The organism is Limnospira sp. (assembly GCF_051859755.1).
Taxonomy (GTDB): domain Bacteria; phylum Cyanobacteriota; class Cyanobacteriia; order Cyanobacteriales; family Microcoleaceae; genus Limnospira; species Limnospira fusiformis.
Genome location: NZ_JBIMLI010000009.1, coordinates 2,120 through 18,994, shown reverse-complemented (window position 1 = coordinate 18,994; position 16,875 = coordinate 2,120). Strand labels below are relative to the sequence as shown.

The 16,875-nt window shown below is 42.6% G+C and carries 13 protein-coding genes and 1 pseudogene; 12 read left to right on the top strand and 2 right to left on the bottom strand.

The window, feature by feature from the left end; all coding sequences use genetic code 11:
• Positions 1–69 precede the first annotated feature (69 nt).
• The 12 genes and pseudogenes from ACTIE0_RS02925 to ACTIE0_RS02870 all read left to right on the top strand — a co-directional run bounded on the left by ACTIE0_RS02925 (position 70) and on the right by ACTIE0_RS02870 (position 13,627).
• The gene (locus tag ACTIE0_RS02925) at positions 70–1,935 is read left to right on the top strand and encodes a response regulator (protein WP_006623015.1); all 1,866 of its coding nucleotides are present in this window, start codon (positions 70–72) and stop codon (positions 1,933–1,935) included.
• Positions 1,936–3,045: 1,110 nt separating this feature from the next.
• Positions 3,046–3,666, top strand: coding sequence for a COP23 domain-containing protein (locus tag ACTIE0_RS02920; RefSeq protein WP_006668312.1), 621 nt, complete (start codon positions 3,046–3,048; stop codon positions 3,664–3,666).
• 43 nt (positions 3,667–3,709) lie between these two features.
• Positions 3,710–4,624, top strand: a complete 915-nt coding sequence (locus ACTIE0_RS02915) for a S1 family peptidase (RefSeq protein ID WP_006668311.1) — start codon at positions 3,710–3,712, stop codon at positions 4,622–4,624.
• 47 nt (positions 4,625–4,671) lie between these two features.
• Complete coding sequence (locus tag ACTIE0_RS02910) at positions 4,672–5,124, top strand: S-layer homology domain-containing protein (protein ID WP_006623011.1); 453 nt, start codon at positions 4,672–4,674, stop codon at positions 5,122–5,124.
• Positions 5,125–5,316: 192 nt separating this feature from the next.
• Positions 5,317–5,443: pseudogene (locus tag ACTIE0_RS02905) on the top strand (S-layer homology domain-containing protein); the annotation flags it as partial.
• A 213-nt stretch (positions 5,444–5,656) separates the two neighbouring features.
• The gene (locus tag ACTIE0_RS02900; protein ID WP_006668310.1) at positions 5,657–6,940 is read left to right on the top strand and encodes a S1 family peptidase; all 1,284 of its coding nucleotides are present in this window, start codon (positions 5,657–5,659) and stop codon (positions 6,938–6,940) included.
• Between the two features lie 362 nt (positions 6,941–7,302).
• The gene (locus tag ACTIE0_RS02895; RefSeq protein WP_006668309.1) at positions 7,303–9,342 is read left to right on the top strand and encodes a type I restriction-modification system subunit M; all 2,040 of its coding nucleotides are present in this window, start codon (positions 7,303–7,305) and stop codon (positions 9,340–9,342) included.
• A 2-nt stretch (positions 9,343–9,344) separates the two neighbouring features.
• Positions 9,345–10,592: a restriction endonuclease subunit S gene (locus ACTIE0_RS02890; protein WP_006668308.1), complete on the top strand. Its 1,248-nt coding sequence runs from the start codon at positions 9,345–9,347 to the stop codon at positions 10,590–10,592.
• Between the two features lie 16 nt (positions 10,593–10,608).
• On the top strand, positions 10,609–11,820 hold the full coding sequence (locus tag ACTIE0_RS02885; protein ID WP_006668307.1) for an AAA family ATPase: 1,212 nt from the start codon (positions 10,609–10,611) through the stop codon (positions 11,818–11,820).
• Complete coding sequence (locus ACTIE0_RS02880; protein WP_006668306.1) at positions 11,821–12,540, top strand: retron system putative HNH endonuclease; 720 nt, start codon at positions 11,821–11,823, stop codon at positions 12,538–12,540.
• 65 nt (positions 12,541–12,605) lie between these two features.
• On the top strand, positions 12,606–13,238 hold the full coding sequence (locus tag ACTIE0_RS02875) for a type I restriction endonuclease (RefSeq protein WP_006668305.1): 633 nt from the start codon (positions 12,606–12,608) through the stop codon (positions 13,236–13,238).
• 68 nt (positions 13,239–13,306) lie between these two features.
• Positions 13,307–13,627 carry a hypothetical protein gene (locus ACTIE0_RS02870; RefSeq protein ID WP_006668304.1) on the top strand — a complete coding sequence of 107 codons (321 nt, stop codon included), beginning with the start codon at positions 13,307–13,309 and terminating at the stop codon, positions 13,625–13,627.
• Positions 13,628–13,723: 96 nt separating this feature from the next.
• On the opposite strand, the gene trpD is transcribed toward ACTIE0_RS02870, so the two are convergent.
• Both trpD and glcD read right to left on the bottom strand, forming a co-directional pair.
• Complete coding sequence (gene trpD, locus ACTIE0_RS02865; RefSeq protein ID WP_006668303.1) at positions 13,724–14,794, bottom strand: anthranilate phosphoribosyltransferase; 1,071 nt, start codon at positions 14,792–14,794, stop codon at positions 13,724–13,726.
• 192 nt (positions 14,795–14,986) lie between these two features.
• Positions 14,987–16,456, bottom strand: a complete 1,470-nt coding sequence (glcD, locus tag ACTIE0_RS02860) for a glycolate oxidase subunit GlcD (RefSeq protein WP_006623002.1) — start codon at positions 16,454–16,456, stop codon at positions 14,987–14,989.
• Positions 16,457–16,875: the final 419 nt, after the last annotated feature.

Here is a 16,875-nt window from a genome sequence, read left to right as displayed (position 1 = left end):
TTTCTATCCGGTTTCCTATCTTGTTAGTCAGGGTTAGAGAGTTTCTGATAGCATCAGTAGGAGATGTTCATGAAAATTTTAATTGTTGAGGATGATAGAAATGCAATTATTCCTCTGATTGACGAGTTAAAAGCCTATCACTATATTGTTGACTTGGCGGTTGATGGTCATACCGGATTGGAACTCGCTTTAGAATGGAATTATGATTTAATTATCCTTGACTGGATGCTTCCCGGAATCAATGGACCAGCAATTTGTCGTCAATTGCGCGAGCAAGGTTTTCTCAAACCGATTTTGCTTTTAACTGTACGCAATCTTAATGAGGATATCATTACCGGATTAGATGCTGGCGCTGATGATTTTGTTTCTAAACCTTGCAGTCCGTCTCAGCTTTTGGCGAGAATTAGGGCTTTATTAAGAAGGCAAAGTTTACCACAATCAGCATTACAATTGACCTGGGAAAAGTTGCAGGTAAATGAAACTTCTGCACAGGTTTATTATGATAACCAACCCGTTGATATTAAGCCCAAAGCCTATAATTTACTTTTGCTATTTCTGAAAAATCCACAGCGGATTTTTAGCCGTCAGGATATTATCGACCAACTCTGGTCTTTTGATAATGAACCTAGCGAATATGCGGTCACTAATTTAATTAAAGACCTGCGCCGAACCCTGAAAGATGCGGGGATGATGGGAGATATTATCGCCACTGTCTATGGCTTGGGATATCGCTTAAATCCCCCCCCAGAAACGGAAGATTATTCGGGGAAATATCTGGATAATTCAACATCCTTAATGCCGAAATCCACCCATAATCTTGAGGAAGTTTTGGCTAAATATCAAAATTCTTTTGGCGAAGAGGTAAGTTTTTTAGAAAACCTGTTTTTAATTAATTATTCGGATGATTCTATCTCGGAAATTTCCCAAAAAAAGGCTCAGGAAATTGCTCATAATTTGGCAGGAAGTTTGGGTTCTTTTGGCTATCAACGAGGTTCGGAATTAGCCCGTGATATCGAAAACTGCTTGAGAAATGATGATGGCTTATGTTTTATACATAAAAATATCAGTATAATTCAAGACAAAATCCGGGAATTATGTAATGAAATTAACCAGTCTCCTCAACCGATATATTGCCACATTTGTGCTTCATCTAATCAAATTTTGCTGATTGATGCTGATCGAAGTTTAGCGGAACAATTACAAGGTCAAGCTGGCGCTTGGAACTTAAATATAGAAGCGGTTTCCACTTTGACTAATGCTAGACAGTGGCTGACCAAAACTCTCCCTGATGCGATTTTATTAGACCCCCATTTGTCAGAGGAAGATTTGACAGGATTTGATTTCCTCAAGAACATCGGACAACGTTTCCCGGAAATTCCTATTTTGATTTTTACTTATGAGGATAACCTGTCGGAACGTATTATGTCGGCGCGTTTGGGGGCTAGACGATTTTTGCACAAACCCGTTACGCCTCAATACATTTTTGAAGCGATCGCCCAAGTTCTCCCCAAACCCCCCAGCCGAGATGCTCGGATTCTGATTGTAGAAGATGATCCTATCTGTTTGCAAGTTTTGCGAAATATCCTCAAACCCTGGGGATTTGATCTGATTTGCTTGAGAGAACCTAACCAATTTTGGCAAGTCCTAACCCAAACTCTCCCGGATTTATTAATTTTAGACGTACAAATGCCTACCTATACGGGTTTGGATTTGTGTCAGGTCGTCCGACAAGACCCGGCTTGGGAAGAGTTACCAATTTTGGTGGTCACTGGACATCAAAGTTCTGATATGATCCAAAGGGTTTTTGAAGCTGGCGCAGATGATTTTATTACTAAACCAATTATTGGCCCGGAATTAGTCACCCGCGTTATGGCTCGTATTGAGCGATCGCAACTGAGAAGAAAAGTTAAACAGATCCGAAAACAGTCTAGGTGAGTTATCCATCATAGCCGCAGCTACTGACCGAGATTGTCAGAAAGAAAAACCCAGCCCCCACTTCCAGCCCACTAGGGACTAGATATTTAGGTCTCCTACTCACCCAGAAAGGGCATGAACCCTTGAGAGCTTTTGGTTCCCTAAACTATAGATACCAGTTCTATATGGGTAGACTGGGCTGCATATCAGGGTCTATGTGTCATAGTAACAGCAAAATATAAGAAACTTATAAAATGATATCCAAAATTTTGTAAAGCCCACACCCTTACCGGATTATGGCCAACCTTTCCCAATAGTTCTGTCTGTTTATCGATTTCAGGTAGCATCTTCTGATACCGCCTGACTTTTTTGGCGGTCTGGGAGGGTGACGACTTTGGCTGTGGTGAGTTGTAAATACGCCTAAGTTGTTGAGGTGGGAGGCGGCGGGGAGTAGTTGGGAGTGGGTGAATTTGAGCGATCGCACCATTTCAACCTAGTTAAACACATCCCCTATTGCTTTTCAGATTATCTGTGGGGTGATTATCTGTAGGCTGAGGTTGGGTTTCCCAAGCTACAATTTATGATTTTTTAGTATGTCGATGTGAGCGATTACATCAGATGATTATAAACTTACAACCCTTTCAGTCATCATGCAATATAATTTCCCTCGTCCCTATCCCGGGGGGAAGAAGGGTTTATGGTGCGGGTAATGTTTTAAGTAAGTGATTTCCCTGCTGTAAAGACATTTTTATAAGGATGATCAACTGGGGGGGGAACCTCCACAACCCAGTTGAAGACATTAACACAAATTGTGATTAAATATATTTCTGTTCATACAAGCTGATTCAACGATTCTTAATGAATGTGATAATCTTATCAAGAACTATGAAGGTTTGTAACATTTTATAAATTTACTGATCAGGACTATTGTATTCAAGCTATGTCATGCTAGGATATGAGGTGTAGTCAGGTATAGAGATTTGGAACTCTATCCAAATCCAATTATGTATTCAGGCGAACTTTTTTGCATGGTGTGATTCTTATAGACTATTGCATTCTACCTAAAAATTAATTCCCGACTCTGAAGGAAAACCCATCGGATTGGGAAGTTGCGTTGTGGAGTAAACGATAATGTCTAAAGCCAAAATATTGCTAAACTTATCAATGGCTGGTGTAACCGTCTCAGCAGCCGTGGCTCTCACCAGTCAACCGGCTGTTGCCAATACCACCTTTCGATGTATTCCAGTCGGAAACGGTTATGCCACCATTGCTGTAGCTAGTACCGGACACGAAAGTAAACCTCTGATCACCTGGAATAGTCAAGCCTTTATAGCAGGTGGCTATACACCCCAAAATCGCTGTGAGATAGTCAGTCAACGTTTAACCAGTGCTGTGGCTCAGAATGGAGGGCTTTTGAGAGATTTGTTGTTAACGACTGGAAACGTTAATGGCTATGATGTCGTCTGTTGGGTAAATAATAGCAGTTCCATTTGCAACCCGAATAACCTCTTAGTAACTATTTCTCCTGGTCGCAGTGCGGGTGAGTTTCTGGGTAACTTTCTCAAGATGGGGGCTAATCCTATGGGCGAAGGAACACCGGGTCAAGAAAGCGTGCGTCGAACCACTGTCAGATTTGGTGAACTGGTTGAGCGGGAGTTAGAGGAAGCCAGAAGGCAAGGTGGGGGTCATAGTAACCCTGGAACCACTCCCGATCCTGTGCGTCCTCCCAATGATCCGCCCGTAGTTTTTTAGTCAATTTATCAACTCCAAATCCCCTTAATTTTTTAAGATTGTGATGCCTAAATCTAACCGTCAATCTTGGCAATTTTGGGTCGGGTTCTTGCTTGCAGCAGGACTGGTCCTAGCAAACACTTCCGGGTTGAGAGCCTTTGACCACCAGATAGCTGAGTCTATGGTTCAAAATCCTTTACGCCCCGCATCACCATCTGTCGAAAGTTCTGTCCTCCAGGTAGCCAAACAGGTGACGGTCAGAATTTTGAAAAATCAGGGAGGTGGGTCTGGGGTAATCATTGACCGCCAAGGGGGAACCTATAAAGTTCTCACCTGCGACCATGTTGTTGTTAGCGGGAGTCAAGATCAGACCTATCAAATCTTGACTCCCGATGGTAAAACCCATTTGGGGCGACGTCGGCCAATGTCGGGTTTGCAGGGCTTAGATTTGGCGGTGGTGGAGTTTACAAGCTCAAACCATTATCAAGTTGCAGTTTTGGGGAATTCTGAAGAGATTTCGATTGGAAAACCAATTTATGTGGCAGGATTCCCCAACTATCAACCCCGAGATGATGGTGGTCTGCATATTACCCATGATTGGGGACTAAGAGCTTTTCAATTCACAACTGGAAATCTATCCATGCGGTTATCGGGTCCGACCTTGCAACGTGGCTATCAGCTTGCCTATACTAATGCCACCAGTGAAGGCATGAGTGGTGGGCCGGTCTTGAATGCTGATGGTGAACTGATTGGGATTCACGGACGTGGGAGGGTCACGATTCATGGAATTGAGACATTTCGTTTCACCGATGGAACTTTGCCCTCACTGGAACTCTATGAGTATATGTCGCCCTTGAGCTGGGCTGTGCCAATTTCTGCCTTTCAGAGACCCTTGGAACCTAGGCCGACTGGTCGCCCCTTTTCCACCGATCCGACTCAGCCCTCTTTACCTGCGACACCCATGCCTCAGAATCAATGACCAGAGAAAATTTAAGTTTCTGTTAGCCATTCATCATCCCAGGAATTATGGTTAAAAACAACTGGAATATTAGGTTGGGACTTTTAGCGGTTCTGACCAGTTTGTTGGTAATTATTCTCGCCACAATAGCCCCAATCTCAGCTCTACAGTCTGAGGTCGAGCCGGACACTCAATTTCATACCACTGATCAAATTTATGTTACATCGGTGAGTCAATTATCGGATGTTCAGCCCACGGATTCGGCATTTATGGCGATTCAATCTTTAGCGGATCGAGGAATGCCGATCGCTTATCCTGATTTGACATTTCGTGGTAATCGAGCAATCAGACGAGGTGAAGTAGCTCAATGGTTTGAAGGCTTTATCAAAAGGGTATTAGAAACATCAGAGCTAGATAGTACACAGTCCGATTTAGCCACACCAGAGGATTTAGACCGACTTGCACAATCTGTTAGAGCTCTCCAAGAGTCTATACGAGAATTACAGCAGGGAAGTCCTTAACCGAATCTTGCTCCCATGTGAGCTGATCCAGATTTTTTGCTGTTCTTATTTGGCTTGTCTATTATGCTGCGATCGCAATTATCCAAGTTTAAACTAGCTGTCTTTGGTGCAATTTTTGTAGTTGTACTAGCGGTATTTGGGCTGCTAATTGTACCATCAAACCCCCCAGCCCAGGCTCAAAATTTGCCTGTTGATGTTCAACCTACGGATTTCTTCTTTCAATCCTTACAATCTCTAATTGAGCGTTATGATTGCTTTAGCACCTTCCCGGATGGAACCTTTAGAGGCAATAGAGCCTTAACTCGCTTTGAACTAGCAGTCTATCTGAGTTCCTGCATGAATTCATTGGAGCAAAATCTAACAACCAGCGGAACGCATGGGATAACTAAATCCCAAGTGGCTGCTTTGCAAAATAGGATTGATGCCTTACAACAACAAGTCAATCAACGGCGAAGCTCTACCCCAGTTAATTAGCCAGACGTTTTTTAATATTTGCTGGGGATAAACTGATTTAAACATTACGGAAAACATCATGTTTAAACTGAATCTAAAAAATTTGCCAACCATGGTAATAGCTGCGATCGCCAGCCTCTGTATTTGTCTTGCTATCAGTACCATTCGCAGCGATGCCAGTACCCCTTCCCCTATCTTGGAAAACCAGAGAGAACCGATAATCCTAGCAGCTAATTATTCCGAAAATGACATTAACTCAATTGCTAGGGCGGTCACAGTTTTTGTGGGTGGGCAAATCGAAAATCGTCAAAAATTGGAACAACGTGCTGCAGAGGGTGCACAGTTCAGGTATGCTGGTTCCGGCGTAATTGTAGCCCGCAGAAATGCAACTTACTATGTTTTGACCAATGAACATGTTGTGCGAGATCGTAATAATTATTTTATTCGGACTCACGATGGCGATTTACATCAAGTTGAAAATATGCTGCCCCCCTATCTTGATTTGGGTCAACAGGATACCACAAAGGATGCAGTAACCCACTTTGGGAAATATAATCATCAGAAACAAACGGTGGATGGTTATGATTTAGCTTTAATGAGTTTTGAAAGCAATACAAATTATCCCGTTGCAGTAGTTGGAGATGCCAACACAACTAAAGTTGGAACACCTGTGTTTGTTTCAGGTTGGCCTTTACCAAGCAACCCATCCCAAGATCGAACCCGTGTTTTGAGAGCTGGAGAACTTCAACAAATTCTTGACCCTGCTGATCCGAATGGCAATTATAATTTATGTTATACGGCTGAGACAGCCAGGGGTATGAGTGGTGGTCCTGTCTTCAATGATCGCGGAGAAGTGATCGGCGTGCATGGAGAAGGCAAGGATAATCAGCGCCCTCAATGTTTTGATGTACGTTTGGGAATTAAAATCAATGATTTTATCGATGCACAGGAACAGAAAGGACAATATAGATTAAAAAATGACCTGCGTTTTCCTCCCGCCAACCCCTCAGAATTTGCCAGTGCGGTTACTTATCCAAATGCTGATACTTTGAGAGGAGTAGACTATCAACAATTCTTTGAGATTAGCCCTAATGACCCAGCTTATAAAGCTATTCAATTCGTGAGTCAATATGGCTGCATGGGAGCCTTTCAGGACGGCACCTTTAGACCCCGTCGTGTGGCTACTCGTGGTGAATTTGTCGTGGATATCAATCGCTGTATGAATGGCTTAAAAGAAGTGGCTTCTAAAAGTCTGACTGGAGGAGGTATATCTCTAGAAAATTTTGATTTTCTTCAGCAATCTGTTGATGAACTTCAACGGGAGGTTGAATCGCTTTCTAATAATAATAATTTGCTGTGGTAGATACAGCCGGGAAGTGACTTAAAACATTACCCTCTCCCTAAATCCGAATCTCAGGGGGGGAGAGGGATGCGATGATAAACTGTTAGTCGGTAAATTGGAGCGATCGCACCATTTAAAGCTACTATTTAACCTAGTTCAGGATATCCCCTATTGCTTTTCAGATTATGTGATCTGCCATCATCATATCTAAAAACTCAAGGCGATCGCTCTCAGTCTGGCGGACTCAATGGGTGGCCCGCTGCCCGAGTTAATCGCCCTCTGGGTTTTATAAAATGTCCTTTATACAATTTTAAGGTTTAGAGTTTGAATTTTATTTAAAGATTAGAGATTGAGTTATTCATAAGATCGCAGAGGAGACAGTGATGATCCAGCCCAAAAACACAACCGTAGATCATCACCAACTTTCTAACTTCATTTGGCAAATTGCCGATCTGTTGCGGGGACCCTATCGACCGCCACAATATGAGCGGGTCATGTTACCCATGACAGTTTTGCGTCGTTTTGACTGTGTACTTGCACCCACCAAACAGAATGTTTTAGATAAATATCAGCAATATAAGGATCGACTCCAAGATAAAGCCCTTGACTCCATGCTTGATACAGCAGCAGGGCAACGCTTTCACAATCGTTCTGAATTTACCTTTGAAAAGCTCAAGGGCGATCCTAATAACCTTGATCAACATTTGGTGAGCTATATCAATAGTTTTTCCCAAAATATCCGGGAGATTTTTGAACGCTTCGAGTTCACCGCCGAAATTGAAAAAATGAATGAGGCGAATATCCTTTATTTAGTCGTCTCCAAGTTTTGTGATGTTAATTTACACCCGAACCAGGTGGATAACATTGCAATGGGGTCGATTTTTGAAGATTTAATCCGCCGTTTCAATGAACTGGCCAATGAAACCGCAGGAGATCACTTTACGCCACGGGAAGTCATCGGCTTAATGGTTGATATTTTATTCGACCCGGATGATGATATTTTGACCCAACCCGTTATTCGTAAATTGCTCGACCCCGCTTGTGGTACGGGGGGGATGTTATCGGAAGCCCAAAACTACCTACGAAAAAATAACAAAGATGCACAACTCTATGTTTTTGGGCAGGATTTTAATCCCCGTGCCTATGCGATCGCCGCTTCGGATTTATTGATCAAAGACAACGAACAAAGCGCGATTCAGTTTGGAGACTCCCTAACTGACGATCAATACTCCGGCGAAACCTTTGATTATTTTTTGGCAAATCCTCCCTTTCGTGTGTATTGGAAGAAACAGCAAAAGGAGGTAAAACGAGAGCATGAAAAGTTAGGTTTTGCGGGACGTTTTGGGGCCGGTTTGCCCAGGGTTAATGACGGTTCCCTGTTGTTTTTACAGCATCAGATTAGCAAATTTGAACCCTATCAACCAGACAGTGATAAAAAGGGTTCTCGTCTGGCGATCGTCTTTAATGGTTCTCCTTTATTTACCGGGGGTGCGGGAAGCGGTGAAAGTGAAATCCGCAAATGGATTATTGAAAGCGATTGGTTAGAGGCGATCGTCGCCTTACCGGAACAGATGTTTTATAATACGGGTATTGGAACTTATCTTTGGATTGTCACCAACCGAAAGCAGAAACACCGTAAAGGCAAAATTCAACTGATTGATGCCCGTCAACGCTGGCAACCGATGCGACGGAGTTTAGGGGATAAACGCCGTTATATGGGTGAGGAAGATATCGCCATTGTCGTGCAGGAATATGGGCATTTTATAGAGACAGAAACCAGCAAAATTTTTGCCAATGAGGATTTTGGTTATCACCGAGTTCCCATTGAGCGCCCCCTGCGTTTACTGTATCAAATGGATGTAGACCGGAAACTTCGTTTTCTCGATGCGGTTCCCCATTTATTAGATGATGTAAAAGCGATAGACAAACAATTAGGGCGCGAACCTCGTCCTGATTGGAATGAGTTTGATCGGTTAATGAAGGATTTATTAAAACAGCGGGGTAGTCGTTGGAAAAAGGCGGAAAAAAAGCTATTTCGAGATGTTTTTACGGAACGAGAACCGGAGGCAGAACCCGTGATTTTAAAAGAGCAGAAGGCTAAGGATGAACCTTATGCCCGGGTTTGGGGTTGGTTCCCAGTGGCTGGTAAAAAAATTGAACGGATGTATGAGCCAGACTCAACGCTGCGGGATTTTGAAAATGTTAATCTACAAGATGAAGTGACCCGTTATTTTCTGGAGGAAGTTGAACCCCATGTTTCTGATGCTTGGGCAGATGGCACTAAAATTAAAAGTGCTTATGAAATTAATTTCAATCGCTATTTTTACAAGTACACGCCGCCTCGTCCATTAGCCGAAATCGATGCAGACATTAAACAGATGGAACAGGAGATTATTAAGTTGTTGAGAGAGGTTACTGTATAAAAATGAATTTTATTAAAACTGCAACTAACTATCATGATCTCAGCTCTATGCCATTAGGATGGAAAAAGAGCTATGTAAAATATTTAGGTAATTATATTAATGGTTATCCCTTTAAGCCTGATAATTGGAGTTTTCAAGGAAAACCTATTTTAAGAATTCAAAATTTATCTAATCCTAATGCTGATTTTAATCGCTATGAAGGAGAAATTTCAGAAGCATATTTAGTTCATAAAGGAGATATTTTGATTTCTTGGTCTGCTTCCCTAGGAGTCTATAAATGGTTGGGCGAAGATGCTTGGCTGAATCAACATATTTTTAAGGTAGAAATTAATACAAAGTTAGTATTTGAGGAATATTTCGTATGGTTAGCTAGTTGGTTTATTAAAGAGTTAGAACACAAAGCTCATGGCTCGACCATGCAACATCTTACATGGAATGCTTTTGGCAATTTTCCTGTTCTACTTCCACCCATGCCTGAACAAAAAGCGATCGCACATTATCTCGATAAAGAAACGGCTAAAATCGACCAACTCATTGAAGCCAAAAAACGATTATTGGAATTATTAGACGAAAAACGTCGCGCCCTCATCACCCATGCTGTCACTCGTGGGTTAAATCCTGATGTTCCGATGCGTGATTCTGGTGTTGAGTGGATAGGAGAAATTCCTAAACATTGGAAAGTAGAGTTTGCTAAATGGTTATTTAAAGAAATAGATGATCGTTCAACTACAGGACAAGAAGAATTACTAACAGTTTCTCATATAACAGGTATCACACCTCGGTCAGAAAAAGATGTAAATATGTTTAAGGCTGAAAGTATGGAAGGGTATAAGGTCTGCCAATCAGGTGATTTAATAATTAATACTCTGTGGGCGTGGATGGGTGCAATGGGAGTATCTTTTCAACCTGGTATTGTCAGTCCTTCTTATCATGTTTATCGCCCACAGGGAGAATATCATCCAGTTTATTTAGATTATTTAGTAAGGATTCCTATTTTTGCTGAAGAAGCAATTCGTTATTCAAAAGGTGTTTGGATATCTCGTTTACGCCTTTACCCTGAAGAATTTTTCCAAATTTTATTGCCTGTTCCTCCATTAGAAGAACAATACAAAATCGGTAAATACTTGATGGAAAAAACTAAAAAATTAGATAATCTTAGCATAGCTACAAAAAAAACGATGGATTTGTTGCAAGAACGTCGCACCTCATTGATAACAGCAGCAGTCACCGGACAACTTAAAATTAGTTAAACTCAAGGAGTAACTTATGCAAATCAACCATCTTAAAATCACTAATTTTCGGGGCTTTGAACAGGCAGAATTTGAATTTCAGCCAGGAATGAACTTGATTGTTGGTATTAATGGAGTCGGCAAATCTAGTGTCTTGGATGCCTTGCGGATTGCCTTCTCAAGAATCCTCCCTGAATTGACAGATTGTCAAGAGAGACGGATTAATTTTAATATCGATGATATTATGATTGGCAAAACTGAATTAAAGGTTGAAATAAATGTGGATATATCAGGAATCCCTTTTCGATGTAAAGTTAGCCGGGGAAAACGCCATGAACAGGAACTTAAACCTGACGGTTACCAAATTTTAGGACTTATAAAAGATGATCCAAATCAACCCCTCGTTGTATATTGTGCAACCCGGCGCTCAATAGTTACAGAACAAGACTTAAATCCTAATCGAAGTTTAGGTAATCAATCTGCGGCTTTTGTTGACGCACTCATTCCTAGAATGCTACGTCTTCGGGAATTTATAGATTGGTGGTTAGTCCAAGAGGAACTTTTAGACGAAAAACCTCAGTTAACCCAGGGTCGCATTGATGCTTTAAACGATGCCGTCACCTGCTTTTTAGATTGGTGTAATAATGTTCGTGCTGTTCCAGCCTCGGACACCTACAAAAAACCAACCTTGCTACTTGACAAAAACGGGGTAACACTAAATATTAATCAGCTTTCAGACGGCGAACGGGGTATTTTAGCATTGATACTTGACCTAGTACAACGGCTGTTGCAGGCAAATCCCGAACTCGAAAATCCTGTACAGGATGGAAAAGCCGTTGTCTTAATTGACGAATTGGACTTGCATTTACATCCACAGTGGCAACGCATGGTTGTCCATAAGCTGACAGAAATCTTTCCCAACTGCCAATTTATTGCCACCACTCATTCACCGCAAATGATTGGAGAAGTCAAACCAGAAAATATTATTATTTTAGACCAAGATAAACAACCCTATATTCCCGACCAATCCTTGGGTATGGATAGTAATTGGATTTTACGCTTTCTTATGGAAACTCCTGAGCGTGATATGGACACCCAGAAAAAATTAGAGGACGTTGAATCATTGATTGCTGACAAGAATTTTTCAGAAGCAACTGAAAAAATAAATAGTCTCCGCCAATTAGGAGAATTTCCCGAATTGGTACGCCTGCAAACTCGCATTGATCGGATCAGCCGATTAGGTAAATAGATGAAATACATCAAAAAAGAACAAGAACCTGAAAAATTACGTTCCTGGTTTAACAATCAATATGATCAAGAAGGAAATCGCCTGGGTTGCGACTACTATAATGACGTGCCAAGCGATGTCAAAAGGGATTTAAAAGATCATCTACTGGGAGAGCAAGGCTTTCTATGTTGTTATACAGGTATCTTGATTGATACAGATACTTCCCACATTGAACACCTCAAGCCTTATTCTATATGTCGGGACGAGAAAAATTATGAAGATGTCAACTATTTGAATCTTGTAACGGCTTATCCCGGTAGAAATTATAAGTCTCAAGATGATGAAGTTAATCAACCTAGCAAAAAAAGCAAGAAGAATAGCAAGAAATGTCCTTTTGGAGCGCACGCTAAAGACAATTGGTATGAACTGGACAATTTTGTAACACCGTTAGAGTCGGATTGTGAAGACAGATTCAAGTTTGATAATTCTGGGAAAGTCGAAGCTACAAATCATCAAGACACGGCGGCACAAATAACGATTGAAAAATTAGTGTTAAATCATGAGCGATTGATAGATTTAAGAAGGGCAGCTATTGATGAAGCCATATTCCCTCCCGATACTGAATTAGATGAATCAGACATCAAGGAAATTGCTAATGGCTTATATTCCCAAAAGAATGCAGAGGGAAAATTTGCTCAGTTTTGCTTCGTGATTGAACAAATTGCCAAACAACTGGTATAACCCGTTTATCTTTTAATCAATTAAGTTCAAAAAATCTTGCCCTATATCTAAAAGGCAATTCACCTATGAACTCTAGCAATTTTGTTGATCCAAAAAAAGAACTAGCCTTCGAGGAAGTGATAGAAGACTATTTTCTAACATACGGTTATATCAAACCCATAACCCCATTTGACAAAAATCTAGCCATTTTCCCAGATATTGCCCTTAACTTTATCCGTCAAACCCAACCGAAAGCATGGGCAAAATTAGAAGCGTTACACGGAGAAAACACGGGTAATCAAATCATTACCGACCTGTGTAAATGGATGGATACCTACGGTTCACTGCACACCCTGCGTCACGGTTTTAAATGCTATGGTCGCACGCTGCGAATTGCCTATTTTAAAGCTGCCCACAGCCTCAATTCTGACTTAGAACGCTGCTACCAAGCCAATCAACTTGGGATTACCCGTCAACTTCAATATAGCACGAGAAATCGAAATAAACTCGATATTACCCTCAGTCTCAATGGTATCCCCATTGTCACCATAGAACTGAAAAATCCCCTAACCGGACAAACGGTAGAACAGGGGAAACAACAATATCGCCAAGATCGCGATCCTCACGAGATTATTTTTGAGTTTAAACGGAGAACTTTGGTTCATTTTACGGTTTATACGGAAGAAGTCTGGATGACAGTGAAGGCTCAATTCAACTAAAAAAAGGAGAGACAATTCCTCAAGATGGCTACCCAGCAGTTGGCACAGGAATTTTGCGGGAAAATTCTGTGAAGCTGTCACAGTTAATTGATGTTTTGAATAACCGCTTTGGTACTGACTTTAATCAAGCTGACCAACTATTCTTTGACCAAATTGTTGAAGCGGCTGTCAACACGGAAGCACTGCAACAAGCAGCCCAAGTCAATTCGGTGAATAAATTTGGTTTACTGTTTGAGAAAATTGTGGAGTCTCTTTTTGTGGAGCGTGTAGATCAAAATGAAAATATTTTCGCTCGTTATATGAATGACAATGCTTTTCAAAATGTCGTTTCGGAATGGTTACTGTCGGAGGTCTATAAACGCCTGTCGGATCCTGATAATTCTCGGTGATAACCTGCCCAAAGCGATCGCACCATTTAAACCTACCATTTAGGAGCGATCGCACCATTTAAACCTACCATTTAGGAGCGATCGCCTTATTTAAAGCTAGTTCAGGAACTTGATCAACTCCTGTAATTTCGACCACGCCGCCCCACTTTGGAGGATATCCAGCGCCAGGCTATAGCCTTGGTGATGTTCCTGGAGTGGAACTACTCCAGCCACCTGTAAAGCTAGGGAACTATTGAGCGCCACAGCATCTTGTTGGGGGGTCGTTCCTTTCCCTTGTAGCACCTGGGTTAAAATTTCCATATTGTCGGCAAGTTCTCCCCCCTTCAGGGCGCTAATAGGGGCGGCGTTGATGCCTAAATCTTCTGGGTTCAGGAGCGATCGCATTACCTTACCCTCAGATAGAATAGCTAAATCCGTACCATCCGCTAAACCCGCCTCGTCTAAACCCTCCCGTCCATGGAGGACAATAGCCCTTTCTATGTTAAGATGTCCTAGGGCTTGGGCGATCGCATCCAAAACACTCGGATCAAACACCCCAATAACTTGCCCTACCGGACGCAGAGGATTAACCAAAGGTCCCAAAAGATTAAATACCGTCCGCACCTTCAGAGTTCGACGTAACGGCGCTACCGCCTTCATAGCCGGATGCCAACCCGGTGCAAATAGGAAAGTAATCCCCACCTGTTCAACCGCCGCCCTCACCTTTTCTAGGGGCGCTCCTAAATTCACTCCTAACCCCTCTAATACGTCCGCAGAGCCAACTTTACTCGAAGCCGAACGATTCCCATGTTTAGCTACCGGAACCCCAGCGGCGGCGCACACAAACGCCACAGCAGTAGAAATATTAAACGTCGATGCCCCATCTCCCCCGGTTCCACAGGTATCGATTAGGGAAAATTTAGATTTCAAACCATCTGCGCTGGGGGTGGGTAAATTTCCTGATTGGGACTGCGCTTGTAATACTTTCGCCATTCCCGCCAATTCTTCCCCAGATACTCCTTTGGTTTGCAGAGCCACTAAAATCGCCCCGGATAAGACAGGGGGGATAGACTCACTCAGCCATCCTTCCATTAACATTGAGGCTTGGTCGGTGGAAAGGGACTGATGATCTAGGAGTTGTTGGAGAAGTTGCGGCCAGATATCAGCATCAGGGGCAGAATGAGTCATGGTAAAGGCAATTAATTGAGATTATCTAGGTTGGGCATTCTGATTTTATCCTAGGTCAGATCAGGCGATCGCGCAACCTCCCAGATTAGCTATAGGTGGGAAGATGATTATCCGGGTCGGTTGAGTCCCACCCTTGCCGATAGTTAAGATTTGTTAAGTTGCCTTGACACAGTAACCAAATTGTGTTAGGTCTTAAAAAACCTCAGCCCCATCAAACTTCTTAACATTCTGAACTTTAGCGGATTCTCCACAGGTGCGAGGTGTAGGGAACATTTTACCAGGATTAGCCAAACCCTTAGAATTAAAAACCGATCGCACCCATTGCATAGTTTCCAAATCCTGTTCATTAAACATCTGATTCATATAACACTTTTTATCTTCCCCAATACCGTGTTCCCCGGACAAACTCCCCCCCACATCAACACAGATTTTCAAAATTTCGCCGCCAATTTCTTCGACGGTTTCTAACGCACCTTCCACCGAATTATCATAGAGAATCAAAGGATGTAAATTCCCATCTCCCGCATGAAAGACATTGGCAATGCGATAGCCATACTTTTCGCTCAAAGCGGCAATTTCTTTCAATACATAAGCCATCTGAGTCCGAGGAATCACCCCATCTTGGACATAATAATCGGGGCTAATATGACCCGCCGCCGCAAATGCCGCCTTCCGACCCTTCCACATTTTCAAGCGTTTTTCGGGTTCATTGGCGGTAGTAATATTCCGCGCGCCATTTTGTTTACAAATCTCTGCCACCCGCTGTTTATTGCGGTCTACCTCCACCTGCAAACCATCTAATTCCACCAATAAAATCGCCCCAGCATCTCGGGGATATAATCCGGTATTAACGACATCTTCCACGGCATTAATACTGAGATTATCCATAATTTCCATACCACCAGGAATAATCCCCGCCCCGATAATATCAGATACCGATTGCCCAGCTTCTTCAATGGTAGCAAAGTCTGCCAACAGCACACAAATCGATTCGGGGGCTTTAAGAATTCTGAGGGTGATTTCGGTAGCCACGCCTAGGGTCCCTTCTGACCCCACAAATAAACCCGTCAGGTCATATCCTGGCATTTCGGGAATTGAACCGCCTATATCGACGATAGACCCGTCAGGGGTAACGATTTTTAAGCCGAGGACGTGGTTAGTGGTGACTCCATATTTCAAGCAGTGAACACCACCGGAATTTTCAGCGACATTACCACCAATGGAACAGATAATCTGGCTGGAGGGGTCGGGGGCGTAGTAAAATCCTGAACCGCTGACGGTTTGAGTTACCCAGTTATTAATCACGCCAGGTTGTACGACGACCTGCTGGTTTTCCAGGTCTACTTTCAGAATTTGGCGCATTAAGGCGGTGACAATCATCACGCAATCAGTTACAGGTAATGCACCTCCTGATAGTCCAGTTCCCGCCCCTCGCGCTACCCAGGGTATATTATGGCGATCGCATATTTTCACTGCTGCTGCGACTTCTTCTGTAGTGCGGGGAAGGACCACCAAAGCGGGACGTTGGCGATAACTGGTTAGTCCATCACATTCATAAACTAGGAGTTCTTCCCGTCGCTGAATCACCCCCCGCTTACCTACAACGGCGGCAAATTCTTTGATTATCGGTTTCCAGTTCCGGCTGACGGTGGGGCTTGACATAAGTGAATGTCTTTAGCTGGTATTGCTATGAGGTTATACATCTATCTCCCTATAGCCATAACATAATTCGATATTTCTGTCAATCACGACCAACCTCTACAATTAATAATTAATAATTAATAATTAATAATTAATTATTATCGCCGAGGTCAAGAAACCCGGTTTCTCAAAGAAACCGGGTTTCTCAGGCGGAGGTCAAAAAACCCGGTTTCTCGTTTCTCAGCCGAAAGGGTGGGGCGGGTTTATTCATATCCTCCTGGGGAGTTGATGATTTACAGAGGTCAAGAAGTCAAGAAACCCGGTTTCTCAAAGAAACCGGGTTTCTCAGGCGGAGGTCAAAAAACCCGGTTTCTCGTTTCTCAGCCGAAAGGGTGGGGCGGGTTTATTCATATCCTCCTGGGGAGTTGATGATTTACAGA